Source organism: Geodermatophilus sp. SYSU D00742, from assembly GCF_054049935.1.
In genome coordinates this window covers 48,684-72,785 of the sequence record NZ_JBJGYJ010000012.1, presented here as the reverse complement: position 1 = coordinate 72,785, position 24,102 = coordinate 48,684, and the positions used below count along the sequence as shown (strand labels likewise).

General features: G+C 75.0%; 19 protein-coding genes. 6 read left to right on the top strand and 13 right to left on the bottom strand.

The genetic code is table 11. The features are described 5' to 3' along the window. The first annotated feature begins 77 nt into the window (after positions 1-77). Both ACI78V_RS10620 and ACI78V_RS10615 read left to right on the top strand, forming a co-directional pair. The gene (locus ACI78V_RS10620; protein ID WP_456850866.1) at positions 78-1,142 is read left to right on the top strand and encodes a ParA family protein; all 1,065 of its coding nucleotides are present in this window, start codon (positions 78-80) and stop codon (positions 1,140-1,142) included. Continuing rightward, positions 1,139-2,182 (top strand): ParB/RepB/Spo0J family partition protein, encoded by a 1,044-nt coding sequence (locus tag ACI78V_RS10615; RefSeq protein WP_456850865.1) that lies wholly within the window; start codon positions 1,139-1,141, stop codon positions 2,180-2,182. Before ACI78V_RS10620 ends, ACI78V_RS10615 begins: the two co-directional genes overlap by 4 nt. Positions 2,183-2,306: 124 nt before the next feature. Here the strand turns inward: ACI78V_RS10615 and ACI78V_RS10610 are convergent, their stop codons facing one another. From ACI78V_RS10610 to ACI78V_RS10570, 9 genes are all read right to left on the bottom strand, one after another. Continuing rightward, positions 2,307-3,299, bottom strand: a complete 993-nt coding sequence (locus ACI78V_RS10610; RefSeq protein WP_456850864.1) for a D-alanine--D-alanine ligase family protein — start codon at positions 3,297-3,299, stop codon at positions 2,307-2,309. After that, positions 3,296-4,693: an aminotransferase-like domain-containing protein gene (locus tag ACI78V_RS10605; protein ID WP_456850863.1), complete on the bottom strand. Its 1,398-nt coding sequence runs from the start codon at positions 4,691-4,693 to the stop codon at positions 3,296-3,298. The genes ACI78V_RS10610 and ACI78V_RS10605 overlap by 4 nt, the downstream gene beginning before the upstream one ends. Before the next feature lie 68 nt (positions 4,694-4,761). Then, on the bottom strand, positions 4,762-5,916 hold the full coding sequence (locus tag ACI78V_RS10600; RefSeq protein WP_456850862.1) for an N-acetylmuramoyl-L-alanine amidase: 1,155 nt from the start codon (positions 5,914-5,916) through the stop codon (positions 4,762-4,764). A 121-nt stretch (positions 5,917-6,037) separates the two neighbouring features. Further along, complete coding sequence (gene trxA / locus ACI78V_RS10595) at positions 6,038-6,364, bottom strand: thioredoxin (RefSeq protein ID WP_456850861.1); 327 nt, start codon at positions 6,362-6,364, stop codon at positions 6,038-6,040. 115 nt (positions 6,365-6,479) lie between these two features. Beyond that, entirely contained in the window at positions 6,480-7,454 is a 975-nt protein-coding gene (gene trxB / locus ACI78V_RS10590) for a thioredoxin-disulfide reductase (protein ID WP_456850860.1), read from the bottom strand. Between the two features lie 118 nt (positions 7,455-7,572). Further along, on the bottom strand, positions 7,573-9,222 hold the full coding sequence (locus ACI78V_RS10585; protein WP_456850859.1) for a hypothetical protein: 1,650 nt from the start codon (positions 9,220-9,222) through the stop codon (positions 7,573-7,575). 71 nt (positions 9,223-9,293) lie between these two features. Next, complete coding sequence (gene murJ / locus ACI78V_RS10580; protein ID WP_456850858.1) at positions 9,294-11,039, bottom strand: murein biosynthesis integral membrane protein MurJ; 1,746 nt, start codon at positions 11,037-11,039, stop codon at positions 9,294-9,296. A gap of 341 nt (positions 11,040-11,380) precedes the next feature. Next, positions 11,381-13,753: a DUF6049 family protein gene (locus ACI78V_RS10575; protein WP_456850857.1), complete on the bottom strand. Its 2,373-nt coding sequence runs from the start codon at positions 13,751-13,753 to the stop codon at positions 11,381-11,383. Positions 13,754-13,826: 73 nt separating this feature from the next. Then, the gene (locus ACI78V_RS10570; protein ID WP_456850856.1) at positions 13,827-14,303 is read right to left on the bottom strand and encodes an NUDIX hydrolase; all 477 of its coding nucleotides are present in this window, start codon (positions 14,301-14,303) and stop codon (positions 13,827-13,829) included. Between the two features lie 42 nt (positions 14,304-14,345). Between ACI78V_RS10570 and ACI78V_RS10565 the strand changes: the two genes are divergently transcribed. Further along, on the top strand, positions 14,346-15,863 hold the full coding sequence (locus tag ACI78V_RS10565; protein ID WP_456850855.1) for a CCA tRNA nucleotidyltransferase: 1,518 nt from the start codon (positions 14,346-14,348) through the stop codon (positions 15,861-15,863). A gap of 28 nt (positions 15,864-15,891) precedes the next feature. On the opposite strand, the gene ACI78V_RS10560 is transcribed toward ACI78V_RS10565, so the two are convergent. Then, positions 15,892-17,190: an MFS transporter gene (locus ACI78V_RS10560; protein WP_456850854.1), complete on the bottom strand. Its 1,299-nt coding sequence runs from the start codon at positions 17,188-17,190 to the stop codon at positions 15,892-15,894. 204 nt (positions 17,191-17,394) lie between these two features. Between ACI78V_RS10560 and ACI78V_RS10555 the strand changes: the two genes are divergently transcribed. After that, the gene (locus tag ACI78V_RS10555) at positions 17,395-17,973 is read left to right on the top strand and encodes a YqgE/AlgH family protein (RefSeq protein WP_456850853.1); all 579 of its coding nucleotides are present in this window, start codon (positions 17,395-17,397) and stop codon (positions 17,971-17,973) included. 130 nt (positions 17,974-18,103) lie between these two features. Here ACI78V_RS10555 and ACI78V_RS10550 read toward each other — a convergent pair whose 3' ends face one another. The 3 genes from ACI78V_RS10550 to ACI78V_RS10540 form a co-directional block, all read right to left on the bottom strand. Further along, entirely contained in the window at positions 18,104-18,865 is a 762-nt protein-coding gene (locus ACI78V_RS10550) for a hypothetical protein (protein ID WP_456850852.1), read from the bottom strand. A 110-nt stretch (positions 18,866-18,975) separates the two neighbouring features. Next, entirely contained in the window at positions 18,976-20,055 is a 1,080-nt protein-coding gene (locus ACI78V_RS10545; RefSeq protein ID WP_456850851.1) for an inositol-3-phosphate synthase, read from the bottom strand. Between the two features lie 94 nt (positions 20,056-20,149). Beyond that, complete coding sequence (locus ACI78V_RS10540; protein ID WP_456850850.1) at positions 20,150-20,761, bottom strand: PadR family transcriptional regulator; 612 nt, start codon at positions 20,759-20,761, stop codon at positions 20,150-20,152. Between the two features lie 188 nt (positions 20,762-20,949). Here ACI78V_RS10540 and ACI78V_RS10535 point away from each other — a divergent pair, with 188 nt between their 5' ends. Together ACI78V_RS10535 and ACI78V_RS10530 are read left to right on the top strand one after the other, a co-directional pair. Then, positions 20,950-21,363: a DUF5318 family protein gene (locus tag ACI78V_RS10535; RefSeq protein ID WP_456850849.1), complete on the top strand. Its 414-nt coding sequence runs from the start codon at positions 20,950-20,952 to the stop codon at positions 21,361-21,363. Between the two features lie 163 nt (positions 21,364-21,526). Beyond that, entirely contained in the window at positions 21,527-23,974 is a 2,448-nt protein-coding gene (locus ACI78V_RS10530; RefSeq protein WP_456850848.1) for a transglycosylase domain-containing protein, read from the top strand. The last annotated feature ends 128 nt before the right edge of the window (positions 23,975-24,102 follow it).

The window sequence follows — 24,102 nt, the reverse complement described above, 5'->3', positions numbered from 1 at the left end:
GCCCCCTGTTCCACGTGGAACCCCGACGTCTTCCCGAGCCCGTTCCACGTGAAACGGATCGGCAGGAAGGACCCGAGATGACCGACCCGGGCCAGCGGCTGCGGAGCAGTCTCGCCGCCGACCAGGCGGGCGCCGGAGCGGACTTCGACAGCCCGATCGCCATGGAGGCCATGCGCGCGACCCGCGTGCTGCACGCGGCCAACCAGGAGCCCTTCCCGCGGCCGGGTCGCATCCGGGTCATCACGATCGCCAACCAGAAGGGTGGCGTCGGCAAGACCACGTCGGCGGTCAACCTCGGGGTGGCCCTGTCGCTCTACGGTCTGCGGACGTTGGTCATCGACCTCGACCCCCAGGGCAACGCCAGCACGGCCCTCGGCGTGGAGCACAGCGTCGGGACGCCGTCGGTGTACGACGCCCTCGTCGGTGACAGCTCGCTGTCGGAGGTCGTCCACCCGACGACGGCCAGCCCCCTCCTGCTCTGCGTACCCGCGACCATCGACCTCGCCGGCGCGGAGATCGAGCTGGTCTCCGTCGTGGCCCGCGAGTACCGGTTGCGCCGGGCGATCGAGGCGTACCTGACCGCCCTCCCGCCCGAGCAGCGACCGCAGTACGTCCTGGTCGACTGCCCGCCGTCCCTCGGCCTGCTCACCCTGAACGCACTCGTGGCCGGCGACGAGGTGCTCATCCCCATCCAGTGCGAGTACTACGCGCTGGAGGGCCTGGGGCAGCTGCTCAACAACATCGACCTGGTCCGCCAGCACCTCAACCCGGGCATCGCCGTCCGCACCATCCTGCTGACCATGTACGACGGGCGTACCCGGCTCGCCGACCAGGTGGCGGAGGAGGTCCGCAACCACTTCGGCGAGCTGGTGCTGGACGCGGTGATCCCCCGCAACGTGCGGGTCTCGGAGGCACCGGGCTACGGCCAGTCGGTGCTCACCTACGACCCCGGCTCGCGCGGCTCCACCAGCTACGTGGAGGCCGCCCGCGAACTGGCCGAGCGGGGTGTCTCCCTGCCGCCCCTCGCCTCCCGTTCGGGCCCCGGGATGCCCGCCGCTCCCCCGGCGCCCCTGGGCACGGCGTTCCCCGACACCGACGCGGCCACCGTGCCCGTCCCCCCTTCCCCTGAGGAGCGAGCATGAGCAAGCGCGGTGGCCTGGGCCGGGGGCTCGCGGCACTGATCCCCACCAGCGCTCCGCCCGTCGAGCAGCCGACGCTGCCCGACACCGGGGCCGGCGACGGCGCGGGGACCGCTGCGCCGGCGCCTGCCGAGGCCCCGACTGCCGCCCCGGTGCACCTGCTGCCGCCTGCGGCGCAGGCGGCGGAGACGGTGGCGCGGCAGCGGGAGGAGGCCGCGGTCGGTGTCCCCGGGGCGCAGTTGCGCGAGGTCGCCGTCACCGACGTCGTCCCGAACCCGAAGCAGCCCCGGCAGGTCTTCGACGACGAGGCCCTGGAGGAGCTCACCCACTCGGTGCGCGAGTTCGGCCTCCTCCAGCCGATCGTCGTACGCGAGCGGAGCGAGGGCGGCTACGAGCTCATCATGGGTGAGCGCCGGCTGCGCGCCTCGCGTGCGGCCGGGCTGGACACCGTGCCGGCGATCATCCGGGACACCACCGACGACGCCCTGCTCCGTGACGCGCTGCTGGAGAACATCCACCGTGTCCAGCTGAACCCGCTCGAGGAGGCCGCGGCCTACCAGCAACTGCTGGAGGAGTTCGGCGCGACCCACGAGGAGCTGGCCAACCGGATCGGCCGCAGCCGGTCCCAGGTCACCAACACCATCCGGCTGCTGAAGCTGCCGGTGAAGGTGCAGACGCGGGTGGCTGCCGGGGTCATCTCCGCCGGGCACGCCCGGGCGCTGCTGGGCCTGGCCGACGCCGAGGCCCAGGACGCGCTGGCCACCCGGATCGTCGCCGAGGGGCTGTCGGTCCGGGCCACCGAGGAGGCCGTCGCGATGGCCGCCGCCGAGCAGCCGTCGGCCAGGCGGCGCGCCCGGCGGATCAGTGCCCCGGGGGTGGAGGACCTCGCCGGTCGCCTGTCGGACGCCTTCGAGACCAAGGTGAAGATCCAGATCGGCCGGGCCAAGGGCCGCATCGTCGTCGAGTTCGGCTCGGTCGACGACCTGCAGCGCATCATCGGCCAGATGGCCCCGGACATCAACGGGCGCAGTCCGGAGGACTGAGGCCGCCACCGACGACGAGGGCCGGGTTCTGTCAGTGACGGAACCCGGCCCTCGTCGTTCTGCACGCGCCCGGCGTGGGCGCCGCCCCCGGGCCCGCGACGGGTGGGGACGACGGGGTCCTCCGTCAGCGGGTGGACGTCGCCCGGCGCGTCAGCAGGCGGGCGAGGACGTCGCCCAGCGAGTGGCCGGCCGCCTCGACCGCCATCGGGAACATCGACGTCTCGGTCAGCCCCGGGGAGACGTTCACCTCGAGGAAGTGCACCTCGCCGTCGGGGCTGACGATCGCGTCGGTGCGGGAGAGGTCGGCCAGCCCGAGCACCCGGTGCACCTGGACGGCGAGCGCCGCGGCCTTCGCCGCCACTTCGTCGGGCACCCGCGCCGGGGCGTGGTACTCGGTCAGGCCGGGGGTGTAGCGCGACGTGTAGTCGAAGACACCGGACTCCGGCGCGATCTCCACCGCCGGCAGCGCCTCGGGGCCCTCCCCCAGGTCGACGACGGCCAGCGCGAGCTCCACGCCGTCGACGAAGCGCTCCACCAGCACGGTGTCCCCGTAGGCGAAGCAGCTCACCATCGCAGCCGGGAGGTCCTCGACCCGGGCGACCTTCTGCGCTCCGAGCGCGGAGCCGCCCGATGCCGGCTTGACCATGAGCGGCAGGCCGAGCCGCGCCACGATGAGGTCGAGCACCGCACCGGCGCCCAGTTCGCGGAACGTGCTGTGCGGCAGCGCCACCCAGTCCGGTGTCGTGACACCCGCGGACCGCACCACCGACTTCGCGGCAGGCTTGTCCCACGCCAGGCGGCAGGCCGCTGCCGGGGAGCCCACGTACGGGACGCCGGCCAGGTCGAGCACCGCCCGCAGTGCGCCGTCCTCGCCGGTGGCGCCGTGCAGGGCGATGAACAGCGCGTCGGCGGGCGAGGCGGCGAGTCCCGGCAGCAGCTCGGCGTCGGCGTCGCGGACCTCGGCGTCCACGCCGGCGCGGGTGAGCTCCTCCCACACCTGGGTGCCGGAGGAGAGGCTGACCTCGCGCTCGAAGTTCAGCCCACCGGCCAGGACGACGGCGCGCAGCGGGTGCGGGGTCGCGGTGGGCTCCGCAGCGGGTGCGGCCGACTCACTCATGCGCGTCCGTCCTCGTAGGTGTCGCTGTTGGCCGGGCCGACGATGTTCTCGGCCTCGTGGGTGGGCCGCGCCACGGCGCGGAAGGCGCCGGTGTCCACCGCGCCGAAGGTGGAGTGCAGCTCCAGCTCCGCCTCGATGACCCGGGCCAGCCGGCGCACGCCCTCGCGGATCTGGTCCGGCTCGGGGTAGCAGTAGGACAGCCGCATGTACTCCCGGCCGCTGCCGTCGGCGTAGAAGCCAATGCCCGGCACGTAGGCGACGTGCGCGTTGACCGCGCGGGGCTGCATGAGCTTGGCGTCCAGGCCGTGGGGCAGCTTGAGCCACACGTAGAACCCGCCGTCCGGCCGGGTCCAGGTGGTGCCGGCCGGCATCAGCTGCTCCAGGGACTCCAGCGTGGCGTCGCGGCGCTCGCGGTAGAGCTCGACGAAGTGCTTGATCTGCTCGCGCCACGGCTGGGTGTCCAGGTACCGGGCGACCGCGTACTGGGTGAGCGACGGCGGGCAGAGCACCTGCGCCTCGGTGGCCAGCACCAGCTTCTCCCGCACGGCGAGCGGCGCGAGCACCCAGCCGACCCGCAGACCCGGGGAGAAGGTCTTGGAGAACGAGCCCAGGTAGATGACCCGCCGGCTGTCGCGCGCCCGCAGCGCCCGCATCGGCTCGCGGTCGAAGCCCAGCAGCCCGTAGGGGTTGTCCTCGATCACGAGCAGGTCGTATCGCTCGGCGATCTCCATGACGGCCTGCCGGCGCGGCTCGGAGAGCGTCACGCCGGCCGGGTTGTGGTAGTTGGGCACCGTGTAGAGGAACTTCACCCGGTCGCCGTTGGCCCGGCACTCGAGCAGGGCCTGCTCCAGCGCCTCGGGGATCAGGCCGTCGTCGTCCATCGGGACGTGCCGGACCCGCGCCTCGGAGGCCTGGAAGACCCCGAGCGCGCCGACGTACGACGGCCCCTCGGCCAAGACGACGTCACCGGGGTCGCAGAACACCCGGGTCACCAGGTCCAGCCCCTGCTGGGAGCCCACGGTGACGACGACCTCGCTGGGCGAGGCGTCGGTGATGCCCTCGAGCGCCATGACGTCGCAGATGCGCTCGCGCAGCCGGGGGTCGCCCTGGCCGGAGCCGTACTGCAGGGTCTGGGCCCCCATGCCGGAGACCAGCTCGCCGATCATCGAGCCGACGGCGTCGAGCGGGAGCGCCGTGACCGCGGGCATGCCCCCGGCCAGCGAGACGACCTCCGGCCGGCTGACGACGGAGAACAGCGCGCGGATCTCCGAGCTCTTCATCCCGTGCGTGCGTGCTGCGTACCGGTCCGCCAGCGGGTCCAGCCGCGGGTGGCGCGGAGCCGGGTGGGGGTTCACACCGGGGCCCGGAGGCGTGCCGGGCGGGAGAGTGACCACCCGTCGAGTGTAGGGAGCGACGGGGAGCGATCCGCCGCGGACACGGCGAACAGGACGGACCAGTCCCCTCACACCCGGCTGGGCAGGACGAAGGTGCCGGTCGGCGGGTCGGCCTCCGCGGGCAGGAACAGCCGCTGGACGGCGGCGAGGACGGCGCTGGCCACCGTGCTGCGCAGCCGGGCGTCGAGCAGCAGCAGCCGGTCGACCGGGTGCGAGAGGTAGCCGCAGTCCATGCGGACCGCGGGCATGCGGGTCATCCGCAGCAGGTCCCAGGTCTTGGGGTGCGAGCCCAGGTCGAGCAGGCCGGTGCGGGCCACCACCTCGCGGCGCACCAGGTTGGCGAACTGCTCGCCGGCGGTGGACGACGGCCCCGACCCCGTGCCGTAGTAGTAGCTGGCGACCCCCCGGGCGTGCTCGGAGGGGTACGCGTCGATGTGCAGGGAGAGGAACAGGTCGGCGCGGGCGTCGTTGGCGAAGGCGGTCCGCTCGGCCGGTGTGGGGTTCTGGTCCCGGCCACGGGTGAGGTAGACGGTGGCGCCGGCGGCCGCCAGCCGGCCCTCGATGCGGGAGGCGAGGTCGAGCACGAGGTCGGCCTCGGTGGTCTCCCCGGCGGTGAAGCCGGGGTCGGACCCGCCGTGCCCCGGGTCGATGACGATCCGCCGGCCGATGAGGTGCGGGCCGCTCTCCACGAAGCTGGCGCTCTGCCGCAGCAGCTGCGGCCGGCCACCGGTGACCTTGCGGCCGAGCTGGCGCAGGGCGCGCAGGGTGGCCGGCCCGCAGGTGCCGTCGGAGGTCAGCCCGTAGTCGCGCTGGAAGGCCCGCAGGCCGACCTCCGTCTCGGGCCCGAAGACGCCGTCCACCGGGCCGGCGTCGTAGCCGAGCTCGTGCAGGCGGTCCTGGAGGTTCGTGACGTCGTCCCCCCGGATGGGCCGCACGGGGTCGTGGTGCAGCAGCCGGTCGCCCAGCGACCAGCGGGCCTCGGAGAGGGCCCGGTAGGTCTCCTCCCCCACCCGGCCGTCGACGGACAGGCCCCGGACCTGCTGGAAGTGCCGGACGGCGAGCTCGGTGGCCGGGTCGTAGACCGCGTCCTCGAGTGTTCCGTCCTCGGTGCGGCCGTCCCCGGAGGGCAGCAGGCCGAGCGCCCGCAGAGCGGCGTGCACGTCGGCCACGGCGGGGCCGCGGTCACCGGGGCCCAGGGGGTGCATGCGGCTGTCGGTTCCCATCGTGGGTCGATTGTGGTCCTCGGCCGCCGCCGCGGCCCGCCGGGGGGCACCCGGACGCGCGAGGGCCTCCCCGGCCGGTGGCCGGGGAGGCCCTCGAAGCGCCCCTGCGGAGGGGTGTTCCTCAGATGTAGTCGGCGAGGTCCGAGAGGATCGCGCCCTTCGGCTTGGCCCCGATGATGCTCTTCACCGGCTTGCCGCCCTGGAAGACCGTCATGGTCGGGATCGACATGACCTGGTAGTCACGCGCGATCTGGGGGTTCTCGTCGATGTTCAGCTTGGCGATCGTGAGCTTGTCGCCGTGCTCGGCGGCGATCTCCTCGAGGACGGGAGCGACCATCTTGCACGGCCCGCACCACTCCGCCCAGAAGTCGACGAGCACGGGCTTGTCGCTGCCCAGCACGTCGTCGGCGAAGCTGGCGTCGGTGACCGTCACGGTGTTGCCTGCCATGGTCGTTCTCCTCGTGGTTCGTGGCTGGGATGTGGCCCGGCAGGGGTAACCGACGGCACCCGCCGTCTATGCCCCTGGTCGCGGGGTGCCCTGGATCACCCGGTGGCGAACGCGCTCAGCGCTCGCCGAAGGCCTCGGCCAGGTACCGCTCGGCGTCGATCGCCGCCGCGGCGCCGGTCCCGGCCGAGGTGATGGCCTGCCGGTAGATGTGGTCGACGACGTCGCCGCAGGCGAACACCCCGTCGATGTTGGTCCGGGTGGTGGGGTGCTCGACCTGGATGTAGCCCTCCTCGTCCAGCTTCAGCTGGCCGGCGAAGATCTCGCTGCGCGGGTCGTGCCCGATCGCCACGAAGACGCCGGTGACCGGGACGGTCTCGGTCGTGCCGCTCTCCACGTCGGTGAGCTCGACGCCGGAGACGGTGTCCCCACCGAGCACGTCGGTGACCTGCTTGCCGAGGGCCCAGCGGATCTTCTCGTTGTCCTGGGCGCGCTTCTGCATGATCTTCGAGGCGCGCAGCTCCTGCCGGCGGTGCACCACGGTGACGGTCTTGGCGAAGCGGGTGAGGAAGGTCGCCTCCTCCATGGCGGAGTCGCCGCCGCCGACCACGACGATGTCCTGGTCGCGGAAGAAGAAGCCGTCGCAGGTGGCGCAGGCGGACACGCCGCGGCCGAGCAGGCGGGCCTCGTTGTCCAGACCCAGGTACCGGTACTTCGAGCCGGTGGCGACGATGACGGCGTGGGCCCGGTGGACCTCGTCGCCGACCTTGACGATCTTCGGCTCCGCGGTCAGGTCGACCTCGCTGACGTCGCGCGCCACGAGCTCGGCGCCGAAGCGCTCGGCCTGCTGGCGCATGTCCATCATCAGCTGCGGGCCCTGGATGCCCTCGGCGAAGCCGGGGAAGTTCTCGACCTCGGTGGTGGTCATCAGCGCGCCGCCGAACTGGGAGCCCTCGAACACCAGGGGGTGGAGGTTGGCTCGGGCGGCGTAGATGGCGGCGGTGTAGCCGGCCGGGCCCGACCCGATGATGATCAGGTCTCGGACGCCGTCGTGCTCGGCCGGCGGGATCGCGGGGTTCCCGTCGGTGGTCACAGCGGGGCCGGGGGTCGGGTGGTCTGAGGTCACGGGCGGCACAACGTGGATCGTAGGAGCCGCATTCCCCCGTGAGCAGGGCCGCATTCCAGCCGGCGGAAGCCCGGCCGGGTGTCCGTCAGCCGGCCGGCTGGGGGGCGACCTCGGCGATGTCGGCGGAGAAGCCGTCGTCGGAGGGCACCAGACCGGTGATCCACACCAGTACGTAGCGCGTGGTGACCGGCTCGTCGAAGGAGAGGTCGGTCGTCTCGTCCAGCTCGCCGGAGGCGACCACGTCGAAGGCCTCCAGGTCGTCGTCGGGCTGCTCGCCGACGCGCACCTCGACCGACGCGCCCGGGGTGGTGGTCGTCAGCGAGACGCCGGCCAGCGCCTGCTCGGAGCCGAGGTCGTAGACGACGCCGACGCCGTCCTTGAGGTTGCCGAACGCCGGCGAGCCGCGGTAGGTCAGCGTCGACCAGGCGGTGGCGGGGTCGCCGTCGAACGACAGCGGGACGTCGTCGGCGTTCTCCGGCTCGCCGTCGCCGCCCGGGTCCAGCACGGTGCCGTCGACGATCGTCGCCGGCGGCCCCTCCGTGGCGGGGGCGCCGTCGTCCTCGGCCGGGGCAGTGCCGGCCGGCGGGGTCGGCGCCCCGGCGTTCTCCGCGTCGACGGACCCGGCGACCGACAGCACGCTGGAGCCGAACCACCACGCGAGCGCGACGACGATCGCCAGTGCGGCCAGCGGCAGACCGATGACCAGCAGCCGGCGGCGGGCGGGCGAGGGCTCGTCGCCGTCCTCCGGGTGGAACGCGGCGTCCCCGTCGTACCCGTGGTCGTCGTCCTCGTCGACGCCGAAACCGCCGGCCAGCGGCAGGAGGTCCTCCTCGGCGTCGTCCGTGCGCGGGGCGGGCACCGGCGGGCGGCCCCGGGCGTCGAGGCGTCGCGGGGCGCCCGGTCCGGTGGCGTTCATGGTCGGCGCGGGGTCGTCGCCCACGTCGTCCGCGTCGCCGTCCCGGCGCTCCCGCAGCCGGCGCAGCCAGCCGCTGTCGGTCTCGTCGGTGCCGCGCACCGGCTCGGAGACGTGCCCGCGCGGCCGCTCGGCGAGCAGGGCGGCCATCGCCGCCACGCTGGACAGGCCCGCGCCGGGCTCGGTGGAGCGGGCGCGGCGCACCAGCGCGGCCAGGTCGGGTGCCATGGCCGGTGCGCGCCCCGGGACGGGCCCCTCGCCCGGACGACGGCCGGTGACGCAGTACTCGAGCAGCTCGCCCAGCGCCGCGATGTCGCCCTGCATCGTGCCGGTGGCGGCCGGGACCGCGCGCAGGCCGACCAGCCCGTTGGGCCGCAGGACGACGGTCTCGGGGGTGAGCCCGCCGACGGCCAGCCCGACGCGGTGCGCCTCGGCCACCCCCTCGGCCAGCCGGCGCAGGACGGTGCGGGCCTCGCGGTCGGGCATGGGGCCCTCGGTCAGCCGCTCGCTGAGGGTCTGCCCCTCGATCCACTCGTTGACGACGTAGGCGGCGCCACCGGGGGCCGGGCCACCGCTGCCCTCCGCCGCGTCGTAGACCATGGCCAGGGCGGGGGTGGCCAGCCCGCCGGCGGTCAGCGCCCGGGTGATCCAGTCGCGGGCGGCGGCGCCACCGGGGGTGTGCACGCGGATGGCGACGTCGCGGTTGAGGATGCGGTCCTTGGCGCGCCAGCAGCGGATGACGCCGGTGGCGGTCTTCTCGGCAGGACCGACCTCGTCGAGCGGACGGTACCGGTCGGGGAGACCGGTGGTCGTGGACGTCATCGACGCAGCCGACCCCCAGTCCACTCCCGGCCGGCGGCTGGGTTGCCCCGGCGACGGCGTCGCGGGGGTGGTCACCCGCGCCCCAACCGGGCCCTGACGGCGGCCAGGGGTTCACGGACCTCGGGAACTCGGGTGAGCACCAGCCCTGCCAGGGCCACGACGCCGATGACCACGGTACCGATCAGCAGGGTGCCGAGCGAGCCCGCCAGCGACGAGCCCAACGCGTCCTCGGTCACCCGCACCGTGCCCCAGCCCAGCAGGGCCGCGACGGCGGAGGCGGCGGCGATGCGCAGCACCGGACCGAGCGTCTCGCGGGCGTGCAGGGCACCCATCCGCCGCCTCAGCGCGACGTGGCCCAGCACCCACCCGGCCACGTAGGTGACGCTCGTGACCAGCATCAGCCCGGCCACCACGTGCTCGGGGCCGACGACGACCGGGACCAGCAGCAGCAGGGGCACGCGCACGGCCACCATGCCCAGCTGGACGAGGGTCGGCGTGCGGGCGTCCTTCATGGCGTAGAAGACGCGCAGTTGGAGCAGCGTGACGGCCATCGGCAGCAGGCCGAAGGCGCCGACGGCCAGCGCGGCCCCGATGGCCTGGGCCTCGGCGACGCTGGTGTTGCCCCGGGCGAACGCGACCGTCGCCAGCGCGGGGCCGAGGACGGTGAGGGCGGCGGTGACCGGCAGCAGGCCGAGCGCCGACAGGCGGGTGCCGAGGCCGAGGTCCTGCACCACGCCGGGGACGTCGGCCCGCGCGGCCGCCCGGCTCATCCGCGGCAGCAGCGCGGTCAGCAGCGCGACACCGATGATCCCGTAGGGCATCTGGAACAGCAGGCTCGCGATGGCGAAGGCGCTGGAGCCCAGCCCGTCCGCACGGCCGGCCGCGTTGGCGATCCGGGTCGCGACGGCGACACCGACCGCGCTCACCGCGCTGTAGGCGATCACCCACAGGCCCAGCGTGCCGGCCTCGCGCAGGCCGGTGTCCCGCAGACCCCAGCGCGGCCGCAGGGGCACCCCGGCCCGGCCCAGCAGCGGCAGGAGCACCAGTGCCTGCACGGCGATGCCCAGCGTGGTGCCGACGCCGAGCAGCCACACCTGGCCGGGGGTGATGGTGGCCGGGGTGAGCTCGCCGGGCCCGGCGGCGGCGACGAAGAGGATCCCGGTGGCGATGACGACGACGTTGTTGAGGACCGGCGCCCAGGCCGGCGGCCCGAACACCCCGCGGGAGTTGAGGATCGCCTGCGCCAGGGCGCCCACGCCGTAGAAGACGATCTCCACCAGCAGGATGCGGGCCAGCCAGTTGGCCAGCCGGACCTGCTCGGCGTCGCCCTGGATGCCGTAGAGCGCGGTGAGGGCCGGGGCCAGCGCCACGGCCAGCGCGGTCACGACCACCAGCCCGGCCACGGCGATCGTGACCAGCCGCTGGGCGTAGGCGGTGCCGCCGTCCCGGTCGCGCTCCTGGGCGTGCACCAGCAGCGGCACGATGACCGAGGTCAGGACGCCGCCCAGCAGCAGCTCGTAGACGATGTTGGGCAGCGTGTTGGCGGTGTTGTAGGCGTCGTTGACCAGACCGACACCCAGGGCGGCGGCGAGCACCATCGTGCGGAGCAGGCCGGTGACCCGCGAGACGAGGGTGGCCACCGCCATCGTCCCGGCGGCGCGCAGGATGCCCCGGCTGGCGCCCGGCGCCCCCTCCCGCGCCTCGACGTCCTCGTCGCTCTCGTCGACGGGGCGCGGCACCGCGGGCAGCACCGGGATGAGCTGCGTGTCGTCCGGCCCGGGCACCCAGCGCGCGGCACGCGGGCGCGGCGGCGGCACGGGGGGCAGCCGCCGGGCCCGCGGGGGGCCGGAGGGCCGGGCCTGCGCGGTCGACGACGGTGCGGCGGCCGGCGCTGCCGGGGCGGGGGCCGAGGGCGCCGGGGCCGCTGCGGGCGCTGCGGGCGCCGGGGGCGCCGGTCGTGCCGCCGGTGCGGGGCGGTCCGACGCGGGTCGGCGCGGGTACGGCGGCGGGGGCAGTGGCAGCGCGGGCGGCGTGCCGGGTCCGGGCACCGGCGGCGGGCCCGCCGGTCGTCCGGTACCGGGCCGCGAGGTCGGGGGGACCGGCGGCAGGGGGACCCGGCGCCGCTCCTCGACGGGCCCGTCGCCGCGACCGGCCGCGCTCACACCGGGCTCCGCGTCGGCGGCAGGGGTTGCGGCTGCTCGACGGCGTCGGCGGCGGCGCCGCGCCGGCGGCGGAGCAGGAAGAGCACCAGGCGGCGCAGGAACAGCAGCCCCAGCAGCGCGGCGGCGCCGATGGTGATGAACAGCGAGATCGACCCGTACGCGGTGCTCTTCACCTGCAGCTCCACCGGGTCGCCCAGTGGGCCGCCGTCGGGGGTGGTCAGCGTGGCGACGACGCCGAAGCGGCCGGACTGGCTCACCTCGGCCGGCACCTGGAGCGTCGTCCGCTCCCCCGGGGTGAGCACCTGCGCGCCGATGTCGCCGACGGTGAGTGCGGCGTTGCCCCTGGGCTGCACCCGCAGCAGCACCCGGACGGCGAACGGCAGGTCGTTGCGGACGGTGAGCACGAGCGGGGCGTCGCCCGAGGCCAGGCTGTAGGTGCCGTCGGCCGGCGCGAGCAGGGTCACCCGCTCCCGCAGCCCGCCGAGGGTGGCCAGCAGGTCCGCGGCGCCGGCGTCGAACCCGGCCGGGTCGTCCCGCCAGGCGGCGGACACGGCGCGGGCGACCGCGGCGTCGTAGGGCGCCAGGACGGTGCCCGGGTCGTCCACCGCCGCACCGGCGAGGTCGTCGCGCACGCCGACCGCCGTGACGACGTCGGCCACCCCGGCGGCCTCCAGCCCACCCGGCGCATCCGGCGACCCGAGCTCCCCGGTGGCCGCCGCGGGGCCGTCGCCCAGCTGGGCCACCGTCGCGGGCCGGAGCCACGGCAGCTGGGCGGAGGCGGCCATCATGGCCGCGGCGCCGCCGGGGTCGGGGTCGACCTCGCGGGTCGGGGCGACCAGGACGGTCTGCCCGGCCGGGTCGGCACCGGTGCGCAGGGCGAGCAGGGACAGCTCGGCCAGGTAGCGCTGCTCGGCGACCCGCGCACCGCCCGCGGCCCGGGCGTCCGCGCCGACGAGCCCGCTGAGGCCGCTGTCGGCGACCAGGGCGTCGACCCCGCCGCCGTCGACCGGCACCGTCGTCCGGGCCGCGGCGCCGCCGCCGTCCAGCCCGAGGGCCGCGGCGCCGTCGGTGAGGCCGTCGGGGGAGAGCACCAGCTCCCGTACCCCGCCGGCCTGCAGGGTCGCCACCGTGTCGGCGCGCACCGAACCGCCCACGGCCCACGCGAGGTCGGTGCGGGGCTCGATCCCCAGGGCGTCGCGGAGGATCTCCGCGCCGGCGCCGGTGGCGTCGTCGTCCTCCGCCGCCGGGGGTGCGGCCTCCCCCGTGGCCGCGGGCACGGGGGCGTCCGGGTCGTCCCGGGCGGTCCCGTCCGGGGTGCCGGGCAGGCTGCGGGTGACCACGTCCGGGAGGCCGGCGGCAGTGAGGGCGTCGGCGTCCACGTCGCCGTAGGGCAGGGCCACCACCGGGTGGTCGGCGGCGACCGAGCGCAGCCGGTCCAGGAACCCGGCGGCGTCCTCGGTGCCCTGGCCGGCGCCGTCCTGCCCGGCGACGTCGTAGGGCCCGGCGGCCATGAGCTCCAGCTCCTCGACCAGGGCGGGGTCGACGGCGAGGGTGACCTGCACCACCGGCTCGGGCTCCCCGCCCTCGGGCGGCGCGGTCTCGGGCAGCCGCTCGACGGCGGCCAGGACCCGGTCCAGCCGGCCGCCGTCCTCGACGGCCTCGGCCAGGCCGTCGTCGGCGAACCGGCCGGTGGCGTCGCGGTGGGTGCGCTCCACCAGCGGCCACAGCCAGGCGACGCCGGTCGCGGCGGCGGGCTGTGCCGGGAGCTGCACGAGGAAGGTGGACAGCTCGCCCACCCGTCGGCGCTCGCCGTCGGCGGCGGCCCCGTTGAGGTTCAGCAGCACGGGGTAGACGCCGTCCCGGTCGATCTGCAGCTCGGCGGCGGTGGTGGTGAGCGCGAAGGCGATCGACCCGCCGGGGGGCAGCTCCCCGGGGACGGCCTGGAACGGCGTGGCGACGTCGGTCATCGGGTCCCTGTCGGCGTCGGTGGCCTGCAGCTCGGCCCGGCTCTGGAGCAGCTCGCCGCGCTGGAGCCGGACCTCGAGGCCGGTGAGCGCCTCGGTGCCGGTGTTGGTCAGGGTGCCGCCGACGGTGACGACGGCGTCGGGGGCGAGGGTCCGGGGGTCGATGCGGGTGAGCTCCACCTGGACCGGCCGGGCGGCGTCGGTGGCGTCGTCCTCGCTGACCGGCGAGTGTTCCCGGGGCGCGGCCGCGGCCGTCGGCACCGGCGCCAGGCCGACGAGTGGGGCGGCGAGCAGCCCGGCCAGGACGGCGCACAGCGGCGCGGCGCGGCCGCGGGGCGGTGCGGGAGGCGAGAGGCGCGGTGCGGCGGAGCGGCCGCCGGCGCCCCCGGCAGCCGGCCGGGTCACGACAGTTCCTCGCCGACGCCCGGCGTGCCTGCGGCCCCGGTGGCGTGTCCCGCGCGGAAGGGTGCCCGCCCGCTCACGCGCTGTCGGCGAGGAGCGCCGGCGCCCGCTCGACGAGGGCCCGCTCGTCGGCGTAGGCCAGCCGGTCGCCGAGCTCGTCGAGGGGGACCCAGGCGACCTCGGTCACCTCGATGTCGGCGTCGGACAGCGCTCCTCCGATGGCGCGGAGCAGGAAGTGGTGCACCGTCTTGTGCACGCGGCGGCCGTCGGCGACGAACCAGAAGTCGATGATGCCCAGCGGCGCGACGACCTCGCCGATGATGCCGGTCTCCTCGGCGACCTCGCGGACGGCGGTGTCCTCGGGCGTCTCGCCCTCCTCGATGTGGCCCTTGGGCAGGGACCACAGGAGTCGGCCGCGGCGGTCGGTGCGGCCGATGAGGGCGGCGCGCGGCCCCGTGACGGGGTCGTCAGCCACCACCAGGCCCCCGGCGGAGGTCTCGTCGACCCGGCGCAACCGGCGGCCGGGGCGCCCTCGACCACCCGTCCCAGCCATGTCTGGAGGGTAGCGCGCGCCACGGCACTACCCTGGATCGTCGTGTCCGGTCAGCCCCAGAGTCGTCCCCCGGTCGCCGAACCGGTGCCGCCCGCCGTCCAGGAGACTGTGCGGGAGCTGGTCGACGTCTCCCCCGTGCTGACCCGCGTGGGGGAGCGGTTCACCGAGGCCGGCTTCGAGGTGCACCTCGTCGGCGGGTCGGTCCGCGACGCGCTGCTGGCCGCCGGGTCCGGCGCGCCGCGGGTCCCCGGTGACCTTGACCTGACCACCGACGCCCGCCCCGAGCGGGTGCTCGAGCTGCTGCGCGGCCTGGCCAGTTCCACGTGGAACACCGGCATCGCCTTCGGCACGGTGGGTGCGGAGGTCTCCGGCGTCCGGCTGGAGATCACCACGTTCCGGGCCGACCGCTACGACCGGGAGTCGCGGAACCCGGAGGTCGCCTGGGGCACCTCGCTGGTCGACGACCTCGCCCGGCGCGACTTCACCGTCAACGCCATGGCGGTGTCGCTCGGACCGGACCGCACGGTCACCGACCCCTACGGCGGCCTCGGTGACCTGCTGGCGCGGCGGCTGCGCACCCCGGGTGCCGCCGTCGACTCCTTCGCCGACGACCCGCTGCGGATGCTGCGCGCCGTCCGGTTCGTCGCCCAGCTCGGGCTGACCCCGGACGACGAGGTGGTGGAGGCGATGACCGCCCTCTCCGGCCAGCTGGCCCGGATCACGCCGGAGCGGGTGCAGGTCGAGCTGTCCAAGACGCTGCTGCAGGACGCCCCGCGCGCGGCGCTGGAGCTGTTCGTCTCCACCGGGCTGGCCGACGTCGTCCTCCCGGAGCTCTCGGCGCTGCGGATGGAGATCGACGAGCACCACCAGCACAAGGACGTCTACAGCCACTCGCTGACCGTGCTGGACCAGGCCATCGCGCTGGAGCAGGCCGAGGCCCGGGCGGGCGGGGCGGGAGACGGGTCCCCCGACCTGGTGCTCCGGCTGGCGGCCCTGCTGCACGACATCGGCAAGCCGGCCACGCGCCGCCACGAGGCCCGCGGCCGGGTCTCGTTCCACCACCACGAGGTGGTCGGGGCCAAGCTGGTGCGCAAGCGGCTGACCGCCCTGCGGTACCCCAAGGAGGTCGTCGAGGCCGTCGCCCGGCTGACCTTCCTGCACCTGCGCTTCCACGGGTACGGCCGTGGCGAGTGGACCGACTCCGCCGTCCGCCGGTACGTCACCGACGCCGGCGACCTGCTGCCCCGGCTGCACAAGCTGGTGCGCTCGGACTGCACGACCCGCAACAAGCGGCGGGCCGCGGCGCTGTCGGCCACCTACGACTCCCTGGAGCAGCGGATCGCCGAGCTGTCGGCGGCCGAGGACCTCGCCCGCGTGCGCCCCGACCTCGACGGCAACGCGATCATGGAGATCCTCGGCATCCCGCCCGGCCGCGAGGTCGGGGAGGCCTGGAAGCACCTCAAGGAGCTGCGCCTGGAGCGCGGACCACTGGAGCGCGACGAGGCCGAGGCGGAGCTCCGCGCCTGGGCCCGTGCGCGTGGGGTGGGACCGCAGGGCTGACGCCGACAGACCCGCACCCGGGCGGCGCTCACCCGCCCTGACGAGCGAGGGGGGCGCGTGACCCGCGCCGTGGCAGTCCGCTGAGGGCGGCGGTGAGGGCGTAGAGGACGCCGACGGCGACCACCAGGCCGGGGGAGACGCCGGAGGCGGGCAGCAGGAAGGCCGCGGCCACCAGCGCCACCACGTAGCCGACGTTGACCAGCGTGTCGTAGACGGAGAACACCCGGCCGCGGAAGTCGTCGTCCACCGCCTCCTGCAGGGTCGCGTCGACGCAGATCTTCACGCCCTGGCCGACGAAGCCGAGCACGAACCCCGCCAGCACGACGGTCGGCGGGAGCGCGGGCAGCCCCAGGGCGACCAGCAGCGGCCCGGCGGCGGCCAGCAGCAGCGTCACCCAGCGGGCCCGTCCCAGCCGGCGCACCGCCGCGGGGGTCACCGCGGCGGCGAGGAGGGTCCCGCCGGCACCGGCGGCCACGACCACCCCGAGCCCGCCGAGGCCGCCGGGCACCGACCCCCAGGCGCCGGGGGTGGTGCGGAACAGCAGCAGCGTCATGAGCGTGACCAGGCCGAGGCACAGCCGGTGGGCGGTGATCACCGCGAGCGCGACGACGGCCGGCGGGCGGGCCCACGCGTGCCGCGCACCGGCGACCATCCCGGCGCCCACCGCCCGCAGCGAGAGGGACGCCGACCGGGTCGCGGAGTCCGGCCCCAGGTACCCGCGGTCGAAGCCGGCGACCACCCGAGCCGAGGCCAGGTACGGCACCGCCGCCGCCAGCGCTCCGACCGCGTAGACGCCGTCGCCCGCGCCGGCGAGGGGCAGCAGCGCGACGGCGACCGCCCCGCCCACCACCGTGGCCACCGCGCCGGACGTCGTCGACAGGGCGTTGGCCGGCACCAGCGACGGCTCGTCGGTCGTGTGCGGCAGCGCCGCCGACAGGGCGGACAGGACGAACCGGTTGACGCTGAACACCGCCAGCCCGGTGAGCAGGAACGGCGCCCCGGACACCCCGGACCCGACCAGGACGGCGAGCACCGCCACCAGGGCGCAGCGGACCAGGTTGGCGCGCAGCAGCACCTGGCGGCGGCTCCACCGGTCCAGCCAGACGCCGGCGAACGGGCCGACGAGCGAGTAGGGCAGGAGGAGCGCGGCGAACCCGGCGGCGACGTCGAGGGGGTCGGCCGCACGCTGCGGGTTGAACAGCACCGTGCCCGCCAGCGCGGCCTGCAGCACGCCGTCCCCGAACTGCGCCGTGAGGCGGGTGGCGAGCAGCCGGCGGAAGTCGGGACGCACCAGCAGGTGGCGCACGGTCGTCCCCGCCTGGCGCACGCGGTCACCCTACGGTGGCCGTCCCCTCCCATCCGGTGGACGACGGGCCGCGGCAGCGCTCACACGGCGGGCGGGCACGGCCACCGTGCCCCCTTCCGGTGGGGCACACTGGGTGTGATGACTCCCCCGCCCTCGTCCGAGCCCGAGCCCGGGCCGCCCGCGCGCCCGGCGACGGGCCGACGCCGTGCGGACGCGGTTCCGGCGTTGTCGATCGGCGATCTGGACGACGTCCGCCCGGGCTCCCTGCTCGTGGCGATGCCGACGCTGACCGACCCCACCTTCGCCGGCACGGTCGTCTTCGTGCTCGACCACAGCGACACCGGCACGCTGGGCGTCGTCCTGGGCCGGCCCAGCCAGGTGGAGATCCGCGACGTCCTGCCCGGGTGGTGCGACCTCGCCGTCGACCCGGGGGTGTTCCACGTCGGCGGCCCGTGCGAGACCGACACCGCGCTGTGCCTCGCCGTCTGCCCCGGGGTCACGCCGTCGCCCGACAGCGGCCTGCGCCAGGTCGCCGGCGACGTCCACCTCGTCGACCTCGACGCCGAGCCGGGGGACCTCGAGGGGCAGGTGCGGGGCCTGCGGGTGTTCGCCGGCTACGCGGGCTGGTCGCCGGGGCAGCTGGCGGGTGAGGTCGCCGAGGGCGCGTGGGCCTGCGTGCCCGGCACGCCGGACGACGTCCTCAGCGAGCTGGCCGGGCCGGAGCTGTGGCGCCGGGTGATGAGCCGGCAGACCGGCCGGCTGGCGGTGCTCTCCACGGCGCCGGCCGACCCGTCGGTCAACTGACGGTCACGATTTCGTCGTCGGGCTGCCCGGGGCGGGACCCGATCTGGTAGGAAAGACCTCGGAAGGGGGCGGTCTGGGGAAGAGGCCGCCCCCTTCCGCCTGTCCGGGGTCGAGTGACCCGTGAGCGGCCTCAGAGGCCGACGGTCCCCGTGATCTCCGGGTGCGCCGCCCCGTCGACGGTCACCTCGGCCACCGGCACCGTGATCTGCCGCGGGCCGTGGTCGGAGAGCGTCACCGTCACCTCGTGGTCCTGGCCGGGCAGCCGGGTGACGAACTGGGCCAGCAGGTCGCTGGAGCTGTCCACGGCCACCGACCAGCCCGACTCCGACGCGTAGACCGCCGTCAGGTCGCCGTCCACCGAGCGCTCCCCCTGCCAGGTGTAGCCCTCGCCCCGGAACGCCCCCGGGTCGTCGGCCTGCTCGGCGGAGAGGTTGAGCACCAGCCGCACCAGCACGTCGGTGAGCGGCGACTCCTCCCCCGTGGCCAGTGGCCGCCGCACGTACGAGGCCTCCGGGAGGCCCGCCGCGGCCAGGGCCGCACCCAGCCCGGGGACGTCGCCGAACCAGACCGCCTCCGGGGTGAAGAACAGCGTGCGCGTGTCGTCGGGCCGGCCGTCGCCGTAGGTGGTCACCGCCTGGGCGCGGCCCACCTGCCCGGCGAAGTCCACCTCGCCGGTGAGGGTCAGCACGGTGTCCTCGCCGTAGGGCGCGGTGACGACGACGTCCGCGCCCCCCTCCTCCTCGTTGCGCGCCAGCAGCTGCGCCAGGACGTCGGCCTCGCCCGCGGTCACGGGGTCGCCGGGCGCCCGCTCCTCGTCGCCGCCGGAGCACCCGGTGAGCAGCGCGAGCACCAGCCCCAGGGCCGGGAGCAGCGGACGGCGGCGCGGCGGCATGCGGCCCAGCGTAGGCAGCCGACCGGACCGGCACGGCGCTCCACGCGCAACGGGACAGGGCCCGTCCCCCCGGGCGCGGGGGACGGGCCCTGTCGACCGGTGCCGGCCGTTCAGCGCTCGATGTCGCCGCGGATGAAGGCCTCGACGGCGTCACGGGCCTCGCTGTCGTCGTACTGCACCGGCGGGCTCTTCATGAAGTAGGACGACGCCGACAGGATCGGGCCGCCGATGCCGCGGTCCTTGGCGATCTTCGCGGCGCGGACGGCGTCGATGATGATCCCGGCCGAGTTCGGGGAGTCCCAGACCTCGAGCTTGTACTCCAGGTTGAGCGGGACGTCGCCGAACGCGCGGCCCTCGAGGCGGACGTAGGCCCACTTGCGGTCGCTGAGCCACGGCACGTGGTCCGACGGGCCGATGTGGACGTTGCCCGCGCCCATGTCGCGGCCGACCTGGCTGGTCACCGACTGGGTCTTGGAGATCTTCTTGGACTCCAGGCGCTCGCGCTCGAGCATGTTCTTGAAGTCCATGTTCCCGCCGACGTTGAGCTGCATCGTGCGGTCCAGCTGGACGCCGCGGTCCTCGAAGAGCTTGGCCAGCACCCGGTGGGTGATGGTGGCGCCGACCTGGCTCTTGATGTCGTCACCGACGATCGGCACCCCGGCGGCGGTGAACCTGTCCGCCCACTCCTGGGTCCCGGCGATGAAGACCGGCAGCGCGTTGACGAACGCCACGCCGGCGTCGATCGCGCACTGGGCGTAGAACTCGGCGGCCTGCTGGGAACCGACCGGGAGGTAGCAGACGAGCACGTCGGCGCCCGACTCGCGCAGCGCCGCGACGACGTCCACCGGCTGCTCGTCGGACTCCTCGATCATCTCCCGGTAGTACCGGCCCAGGCCGTCGAGGGTGGTGCCGCGCTGCACGGAGACGCCCAGCGGCGGCACGTCGCAGATCTTGATGGTGTTGTTCTCGCTCGCGACGATGGCCTCGGAGAGGTCGCGGCCGACCTTCTTGGCGTCGACGTCGAACGCGGCGACGAACTGCACGTCGGAGACGTGGTACTCGCCGAAGCGCACGTGCATCAGCCCGGGCACCGACGAGGTCTCGTCGGCGTCGCGGTAGTAGTGCACGCCCTGGACGAGCGACGCGGCGCAGTTGCCGACGCCGACGATGGCGACCTTGACAGATCCCACAGGGGGTCTCCTTCTTTCCTAGGACCGCGAACGGTCGGTGAGCGGACCGGGGGCGGTCCTGCCGTGTACGGAGGCGGCGGCGCGGCCGCCGGGGTCATCCGGGAGCGGGCGTCGTGGCGGGGGGCGGTCCGGCGTCCCCGGGACCGGGGTCGTCGGTCTGCCGCCGCTCGCTGTCGATGAGCTCCGACAGCCAGCGGACCTCCCGGTCCACCGACTCCAGGCCGTGGCGCTGGAGCTCGAGGGTGTAGCGGTCGAGCCGCTGGCGGGTCCTCGCCAGCGAGGACCGCAGCCCCTCCCGCTGCTGCTCGACGGTGCGGCGGCGTCCCTCGAGGATCCGCATCCGCACGTCGGCGGCGGTGTGCCGGAAGAACGCCAGCCGGACGCCGAAGAGCCCGCCGTCGTCGTACGCCTCGGGGCCGGCCTGGCTGACCAGCTCGTGGAAGCGCTCCTTGCCCTCCGCGGTGATCGTGTAGACCACCTTCCCGCGCCGTCCGGTGAGCGCCGGTGCGTCGGCCGGCAGCGGTGCCCGCGGGTCGGGCTCGTCGGTGGTGACGTAGCCGGCCGCGTGCAGGCGCTTGAGCGCGGGGTACAGCGACCCGTAGGAGATGCTGCGCAGCCCGCCGAGCACCTGTGCGAGCTGTTTGCGCAGCTCGTAGCCGTGCATCGGCGACTGGTGCAGCAGACCCAGGATGGCGAACTCGAGCACGTCGCCCTCCTCCGCCCCACGGTCGATGTATCGGGACGATACATCGACAGGCGTGGCTGGCGACACCGGGAGGTGTCCCGCCGGTGGTCGGGTGGCGGCGCTCGGCAACCCGCCCGCCGACGGTCGGTGGACCGGCGGAGCCGCTCGGCGGTCCTGACGGCGTCGGCCCCGGTGCGTACATTGGCGAGGTGCCCGGACGTCGATCCGTCGTGGACTACTCGCTGCAGCGGCGATCCGTCCTCGCCGAGGTGTACGCCGGACGCACGGGGCTCTTCGAGGTCTGCGACGCCAGTCCCTACCTGTCCCGGGCGGCCAAGTACCACGGTGAGGCGACCGACGTCGTCTGCCCCGTGTGCCGCAAGGAGCGCCTGACCCTGGTCAGCTACGTCTACGGCGAGCACCTCGGGCCGACGGCCGGGCAGGCCAAGACCCAGACCGAGCTGGCCCGCATGGACGCCGCGCAGGAGGAGTTCTCCGTCTACGCCGTCGAGGTGTGCCGCGGCTGCGGCTGGAACCACCTGGCCTGCTCGTACGTCCTGGGGAACGAGCCGGAGCCGGGGCGTTCGCCCCGCCGCTCCCGCCGGCGCGCGGCGACGGAGTAGTCGCCGCGGGGAACAGATCGCCCCGCCGGACCCTTCCGTCACACGGGACCGCTGTGAGACGGCGCTGCCGCGGGTCCTCCCCCGCTCTCACAGCTGAAGACGACACCCTGAGCGCGGGACGCCTTCGTCCCGCCCACCGAACGAGTCAGAGAGGGGCCCCTTCGTGCCTCCCCACGACGAGACCTCCCCGGTCGGGCCGCAGGGCGGCCCGGACCGCCGGCCGGCCCCGGGTCGCACCGGCGGCGGGAACGGCGGCAACCGGCGGCCACCAGCCGGCCGTGGGGGCCGGACGACGGCGTCCCGGTCCGGTGCCCGCCCCGGTTCCGCCGTCGCGCGGTCCGGCCGGCCCGCGGGCCGGCCGTCGACCAAGGCGGCCCGCACCAGGAAGCAGAAGCGGCGCCGCCGGCTGAGGGCCGTCGGTGCGGCCCTCGCCGGGCTGCTCGTGCTGCTGGGCGTGTTCGTCGGCGTGGTCTACGCCACGACCGAGGTCCCCGACCCCGACTCGGTGCAGAACGCGCAGACGACGGTCGTGTACTACGCCGACGGCACCACCGAGATGGCCCGGCTCGGGGTGGACGGGGGCAACCGCACCAACGTCAGCCTGGACCAGGTCTCCGAGCCGGCGCAGGAGGCGATCCTGGCCGCCGAGAACCGCAGCTTCTACTCCGACCCCGGCATCTCCTTCACCGGGATCATCCGGGCCGCGTGGAACAACCTCACCGGCGGCTCGACGCAGGGCGGCTCGACGATCACCCAGCAGTACGTCAAGAACGCGTTCCTGACCCACGAGCAGACGTTCAGCCGCAAGTTCCAGGAGCTGTTCCTCGCCATCAAGCTGGACAACCAGTACGAGAAGGACGAGATCCTCGAGAACTACCTGAACACCATCTACTTCGGCCGCGGCGCCAACGGCATCGAGGCCGCGGCCAACACCTTCTTCGGGGTGTCGGCCGCCGAGCTGACCCCGCAGCAGGGCGCCGTCCTCGCCGTCCTCATCCGCAGCCCCAGCAACAACGACCCCGAGGTCGACCCGGAGGGCGCCCAGAGCCGCTGGGGCCTGGTGCTCGACGCGATGGTCGACGAGGGCTGGCTCACCCAGGCCGAGCGGGACGCCTCCGTCTACCCGCAGGTGCTGCCCAAGACCGGCTCGAACCTCGGGATCCCCAGCGGACCGGAGGGGCTGGTCGTGCAGCAGGCCATGGCCGAGCTCGAGGGCAAGGGCTACACCGAGCAGCAGATCCGGGCCGGTGGTCTGCGGATCACCACCACGGTGGACAAGCGGTCGCAGGACGCCGCGGCCGCCGCCGTCGCCGACGTGATGGAGGGCGAGCCCGAGGGCCTGCGGCAGGCGCTGGTGGCCGTCGACCCGCGCAACGGCGCGGTGCGTGCCTACTACGGCGGGGCCAACGGCACGGGCACCGACTACGCCCAGGCCCAGCGCCAGCCCGGCTCGTCGATGAAGCCCTACGCCCTGGCCGCCGCGCTGGAGGAGGGCATCAGCGTCAACTCCCGCCGTGACGGCAGCTCGCCGCAGAAGTTCCCCGACCGCGAGGCGCTCGTGCGCAACTCCGGGGGCGCCTCGTGCGGGGCGTGCACCCTGGTCGAGGCCATGACGCGGTCGCTGAACACCACGTTCTACGGGCTGGCGCACGAGGTGGGCCCGGAGAAGGTCCGGGAGACCGCCCTGGCCGCGACCGGGCTGCCCGAGACCTGGCAGGGCGGCACGCTCAAGGACAACACCACCCTGGCCAACGCCGACGGCTTCACCGGCTCCGCGATCGGCATCGGCGAGTACGAGATGCGCCCGATCGACCAGGCGCACGGTTTCGCCACCCTGGCCAACGGCGGCGTCGAGCACGAGCCGTTCTTCGTGTCCCGGGTGACCGACAGCCAGGGCGCGCTGCTGCTGGAGTACTCCGGTGACTCCGGCGACCAGGCCATCACCGCCGACGTCGCCAACGACGTCACGTTCGCGCTCAAGGGCGTGGCGTCCTACTCCAAGCGGGCGCTGGACGGCGGCCGCGAGGTCGCCAGCAAGACCGGTACCCAGGGCCAGGGCGAGGACAACTCCGACGCCTGGATGGTCGGCTACACGCCGTCGCTGTCGACGGCGGTCTGGATGGGCAACGACTCGCCCAGTGACCCGATCGTCAACGCCAACGGCGCGATCATCTACGGCTCGGGCCTGCCGGGTGCGATTTGGCAGGAGTTCATGAACAGCGTCCTGGACGGGACGCCGAAGGAGGACCTGCCCGACCGGGCGCTGATCCGCGGTGACACCGGCGTGGGCGTGCCCGAGCCGGCCCCGCAGACCACCCGGTCGCAGCCCTCCGCGCCGCCGGCTCCGCAGACCCAGCCCTCCGCCCCGCCGGTCGTCGACGACTCCACCGGGGACGACGGCACGGACGGGGGCAACACCGGCGGTCAGCCGAACACCGGCACCCCGGACGGCGCGACCGGCGGTCAGCCGAACACGGGCCAGCCCAACACCGGCCAGCCGAACACCGGCCAGCCGAACACGGGTCAGCCCAACACCAACCCGGGCATCCCTGCGCCGGCCCAGCCGGCGCAACCCGTGTCACCCGGCACCGAGGCTCAGCCGACCGGCTGACCTGCGCGGGCAGACTGTCCGCGTGCGCACTCCCCCGCAGGGCCCGTCCGATCCGGCTGACCAGCCGGCGGGCGGGCCCTCGGCGTCTCCGGCGAGCGCCGTCCGCCCACGGGACGCCGGCCGGCCCG